The 5,120-nt window shown below is 63.4% G+C and carries 4 protein-coding genes; 2 read left to right on the forward strand and 2 right to left on the reverse strand.

Features of this window, described 5'->3' with window-relative positions:
* Positions 1–184: 184 nt before the first annotated feature.
* Positions 185–1,186: an NAD(P)H-dependent flavin oxidoreductase gene (locus WAW17_RS19100; protein ID WP_422334505.1), complete on the reverse strand. Its 1,002-nt coding sequence runs from the start codon at positions 1,184–1,186 to the stop codon at positions 185–187.
* A 483-nt stretch (positions 1,187–1,669) separates the two neighbouring features.
* On the opposite strand from WAW17_RS19100, the gene WAW17_RS19105 reads away from it, so the two are divergent.
* Entirely contained in the window at positions 1,670–2,446 is a 777-nt protein-coding gene (locus WAW17_RS19105; protein WP_422334506.1) for an enoyl-CoA hydratase/isomerase family protein, read from the forward strand.
* Between the two features lie 84 nt (positions 2,447–2,530).
* On the forward strand, positions 2,531–3,139 hold the full coding sequence (locus tag WAW17_RS19110) for a TetR/AcrR family transcriptional regulator (protein ID WP_422334507.1): 609 nt from the start codon (positions 2,531–2,533) through the stop codon (positions 3,137–3,139).
* 162 nt (positions 3,140–3,301) lie between these two features.
* Here WAW17_RS19110 and WAW17_RS19115 read toward each other — a convergent pair whose 3' ends face one another.
* Positions 3,302–4,876 (reverse strand): acyl-CoA synthetase, encoded by a 1,575-nt coding sequence (locus WAW17_RS19115; protein ID WP_422334508.1) that lies wholly within the window; start codon positions 4,874–4,876, stop codon positions 3,302–3,304.
* Between the last annotated feature and the right edge of the window lie 244 nt (positions 4,877–5,120).

Raw genomic sequence — 5,120 nt, forward strand, 5'->3', positions numbered from 1 at the left:
ACAGGTGTACATTCGCGTTTCCTCACGAAGACGCCAACCTGGGCACGTCGAGATGATGGTCGAGCGCGGGTGTGTGCGGTCCAGATCAAGACGGAGGCAGGTAGGTACTCCTACGCCCAGTGACGGCCCGGTCGTGCCGTGGCTTCTACTGCAGGGAACACGGGGGGTGCAAGCCGGGCGCTGGTCAGTGTGCCGCGACAACCGGGTCACGGAACAGTTGATGGGCACGGGAGAGCTCCCCGTGCGCTTCCGCGACGATACGACGAACGAGATCGCCGGCGGTGGGGATGTCGTGGATGAGGCCCTGCACCATTCCCACAGTCCATATCCCGGCTTCGGGGTCACCGAGTTCGTAGACCTTTCGCCCGCGAACACCGGCGACAAGTTCTTGTACATCCGGGAACTGGCCCCCACGGTTCAGGATGTCTACGACCTCGCGGCTGACGGTATTACTCGCCACCCGGGCCGAGTTCCGCAGGGGGCGAAAGATCAGTTCGGTATCGCGCTCGTCTGCTGCGACGATCGCATCCTTGATGTTCTGGTGGATCGGTGATTCTGCGGTGCACATGAACCGGGTGCCCATGTTGACGCCGTCGGCGCCCAGGACGAGTGCTGCGGCCAGGCCCCGACCGTCTGCGAAGCCGCCGGAAGCGATCACCGGGATATCCAGTGCGCGTGCCGCAGCCGGAATGAGAACCAGGCCGGGAACGTCGTCCTCTCCGGGATGTCCGGCGCATTCGAAGCCGTCGATACTGACGCCGTCCACGCCCACCCGTTGCGCTTTGAGGGCGTGTCGAACGCTGGTGCACTTGTGCAGCACCTTCACACCGTGTTCCTTGAACAGCTCCATGTGGGGCTCCGGATTGGATCCGGCCGTCTCCACGATGGTGATCCCCGATTCGATGATCACACGACGGTACTCGTCATAGGGTGGCGGTGTGATCGATGGGAGGATCGTGAGATTGACGCCGAAAGGCTTGTCTGTCAACGCCCGTGCCCGGTCGATCTCGGTAGCCAGGTCCTGAGGCGTCGGCTGGGTCAACGCGGTGATCATTCCCAGGCCGCCGGCTTCGGAAACCGCCGCGGCGAGCGGTGCGCGGCCAACCCACTGCATGCCGCCCTGCACGACGGGGTGCTCGACACCGAAGACTTCGGTGAACTTTGTGTGCAATACGGGGTTCGTCATTGTCGTCCTAATCGTAGGTGCTGCCGTCGGCAGCTTTGGCGTTCAGGGAAGCGAGCGGAAGAAGATGATTGCCATGGTCGCCTCCCGATCCCCACACGCAGAACCTGCCTGGAGGGGAAGGACGACGCCCCGGTCGCACGCTGGGGGCGCGATGCCGAGCACGGTGTCCTCGATTGCTGTCGACCCGCCTCACTCCGTTGAGGGCACTGCGTTTGCCTTGTCCGCGGGGATTCGAATCGCCTCGTAGGAGGCTTGCTTGTTCCGGCACGGTCGCGGCCCTCCTGGCACAGGCATGTGCACATCACTCGGATGGTGTGATCAACGGGTAACGCCGCGGATCCATGGATTGTGTACGCAACCAGTACAAGTGGGTGCGTACGGTGCGTTCTACAGTAGATCCCCAGATCCAACCAGTCAATACTGACTGTTAAGGTGGATGAGTCTTCCGCGCAGTATCCCTGCGCTCACCCCGAGGAGTTCTCCATGCAGCACACGCCTACCGGTCGGCCCGGCGACGGAATACTGCGATGCGTCGTCTCGGATCCGAGCCGTGGTAACAGCCTGTCGATTACCGCGCTGGAGCAAGCAGCGGAAATGTTGGGCACCACGCCCTCCGATGCGAATGGTATTCGCGCCGTGATCCTTACCGGGTCGGAAGCAGCCTTCTGCAACGGAGGAGACGTGACTGCGTTTGCGTCTGCCCCCGACCCGAGCGATTACGTCGGAGATCTGGCGAAGCGTTTTCATCAATTCATTCGGGTGGTGACCACGACACCGATACCGGTTGTTGCGGCCGTTCAGGGATGGGCCGCTGGTGCGGGGATGAGCATCGCCTGCGCCGCGGATGTGATCGTCGGTAGCCCGTCCACCACCTTTCTCCCGGCCTATCCGGGAATCGACCTCTCACCGGACGGCGGAATGACATGGACCCTGCCGCGCCTCGTCGGATTCGCCCGTGCGCGTGACATGCTGCTGACCAACCAACCGATTCGTGGGCGGGCGGCCTTCGACAGCGGTCTACTCACCAGGTTCGTCGACGACGACCAAGTGCTGTCGACGGCCGAATCCATCGCAGTTGAGCTTGCGAGCGGCCCGGGGTCTGCGCACGGCGCGATCAAGCGGTTGCTCTGGCAGGCTCAACGCGTCGAACTGTCACCGCAGCTCGATGCGGAGGCCGAATCGATCGCCTATCTGGCCGGATCGGCCGACGGCCGGGAAGGCGTCGCCGCATTCGTCGAGCGCCGTCGCCCGAACTTCTGAACGCGGTCGACCGCGCAGCATTCCCGAGCCGCCAGGGGTACTCGGGCACAACCAACAGGCGCCTCGATGGGGCATGCTTGGAACATGCAGCCACGCAGCACGATCACTCAAGGACGAATCCTCGACGCCGCCGTGACCGCCCTGGTCGAGCACGGATACGCCGGGGCGTCAACGCTGCGGATTCAGGAGATTGCGGGGGTCAGTCGAGGTCGGCTTCTGCACCAATTTCCGTCACGCGACGATCTGCTCATCGCAGCGGTTCAGCATCTTGCATCTGTGCGCGTCGATGCCACAGCAGAGGGGGTGCGATGGCCGACCGAGCCGAAAAGGCGCATTGCCGCTGCAGTCGACGCAATGTGGTCGACGTATCAGCAGGACTACTTCTGGGCAGCCACCGAACTCTGGATGGGCGCCCGTCACAATGAACAGCTCCGCGCGGTCCTCGCCGCCGAGGAGCGACGTCTTTATCAAAGGGTCAGGGTAGCAACGGATTCGATGTTCGGAGCACCGCTGGTCGAGCACCCGGAGTACGCCGATGTGCGCGAGCTTGTGAACACGAGCATGCGTGGTGTGGCGCTGACCTACTCGTTCGATCGCCGCCCTCACGCCCGCGATCCGCATCGGCGGCTGTGGAAGAAGTACGCCACGAGCATCCTGCTCGCTCCGGGCGACGCCGGTGCCGACTCGAGCTGAATCGGCACCGGCCCACTCGTTCGCTACCCGGTCAGGTCCCGCCCGAGTGCCGTGCGAGCGATACTCCAGAGCTGCACCTCGTTGGCCGTCCTCGTAGATCTCACCGATCTTGCAGTCGCGCCATATCGATTCCAGCGGATGACGCGATGGGCATTGCGATCCCTACTGAGTGACGGGCTCGGCCGACGCCGACGGACTGACGACAAGAGACGAATACTTCTGCTGAAGCTCACGTTTGACGAGCTTCCCGGTCGGTGTGCGCGGCAGGCTCTCAGCGAACTCGATACGACGAGGCACCTTGTAGCCGGCGATGCCCGACCGTAGATGCGCGATGAGCCTGTCGGAGACCTCCTGTCCTGCCCGGACTCCCGACGCGAGCTGGACGACCGCGAGGACCGATTCACCGAACTCCGGGTCCGGGATACCCACCACGGCGACATCGAAGACATCCGGGTGCAGGACGAGGCAGTCCTCGATCTCCTGCGGGTAGATGTTGACACCGCCGGAAATGATCGTGAATGCCTTCCGGTCGCGCAGGAACAAGAATCCCTCTTCGTCAAGGAAACCGATGTCACCGCAGGTCGACCAGTTCGGGTGGGAAGGATGTTGCACCGATTCGGTCTTCCCCGGATCCTTGTGATACGCGAACGGCATCGCCTCGCGTTCGAAGTACACCAGACCGGTCTCGCCCTGGGATACCTCGGTTCCATCGTCACCGCACACGTGGACGATGCCGAGTTTGGCCTTGCCCACCGAACCTGGTTTGTCGGCCCACTCGTCTGGTCCGATCATGGTGATGCCGTTCGCTTCGGTGGAGGCGTAGTACTCGTGGAGGATCGGCCCGAACCAGGCCATCATCTCCTTCTTGACCTCGACCGGGCACGGCGCGGCAGCGTGAATGGCATGCGTTTGGCTGGTCAGGTCGTACGACTCGCGGACGCCACGGGGCAGACGCAGCAGTCGAACGAAATGCGTGGGGACCCACTGACTGTGGGTGACGCCGTATTCGTCGATGATCGACAGGCACTGCTCCGGGTCGAACTTGCGAGTGGTGATGACGGTTCCACCCAGAGACTGGATCACCATGCCGAAACGCAGCGGCGCAGCGTGATAGAGCGGTGCGGGTGAGAGGTAGACGCTGTCCGGACCCATCGAATATCCGCCGCCGAACACCGCGACATAGGGATCGCCGGGGTCGCCGACCTGGCGGGACGGAAGCGGAGGTTTGACGCCCTTGGGTCGGCCGGTCGTTCCGGAGCTGTAGAGCATGTCGGCGCCGCGCGGCTGGTCTGACGGTGCGGTGGGGGATCCGCTGGCGACGAACGCCTCGTAGTTGCCGTATCCAGTCACCGCACCGCCGTAGGACAGAAACGTCTCGACCTTGGGCACCGAGCCCACCAGTTCGGCCGCGATGTCGCTCAGATCGGCCGATACGACGAGAGCCTTTGCGTCGCAGTCGTCAACCACATAGGCGACCTCGGGGACGGCGAGATGGGAGTTGATCGGTGTGAGATACAGTCCTGAGCGCAGGCATGCCCAGTACACCTCGAATATCTCGGCCGCGTTGGTCGACAACAGCGCCACGACATCGCCTTCGACCAGCCCGGCATCACGAAATGCGTTGGCAAGCTGGCACGAACGCGTCTCGAGCTGGCCGTAGGTCAGTAACTGATCGGTGCCGGCGACGATGACGGCCGGCTTGTCGGGTGTGGCGGCGGCATGCACTGCGGGATACATGAGGGCTCCTGTTCGAGGGTTCATATCGGGGACGCGCGGATGCCGAGGAATCGGCAGAGGCACGATGACATAACATTGTGGTGTGGATCACCATTCTGACGGAGGTGGAGCATTCGCCATGGGTGACCAAGAAGCGATCCGAGACGTCCTTACCGGCCTGCGTAGTGTGCTCGATGCGGACGAACCCTCCACCGCGCTGCAGTCGGCGCAGGCCCGGGCCGTGGTGGAACAAGCGTGGGAAGTG

Source organism: Rhodococcus sp. (in: high G+C Gram-positive bacteria) (assembly GCF_049286785.1).
GTDB lineage: Bacteria > Actinomycetota > Actinomycetes > Mycobacteriales > Mycobacteriaceae > Rhodococcus_F.

Bases quoted from the DNA above. Each gene is read 5' to 3' on its own strand.
- WAW17_RS19100 (WP_422334505.1), bottom strand. From the start codon at position 1,186: ATGACGAACCCCGTATTGCACACAAAGTTCACCGAAGTCTTCGGTGTC.
- WAW17_RS19105 (WP_422334506.1), top strand. From the start codon at position 1,670: ATGCAGCACACGCCTACCGGTCGGCCCGGCGACGGAATACTGCGATGC.
- WAW17_RS19110 (WP_422334507.1), top strand. From the start codon at position 2,531: ATGCAGCCACGCAGCACGATCACTCAAGGACGAATCCTCGACGCCGCC.
- WAW17_RS19115 (WP_422334508.1), bottom strand. From the start codon at position 4,876: ATGTATCCCGCAGTGCATGCCGCCGCCACACCCGACAAGCCGGCCGTC.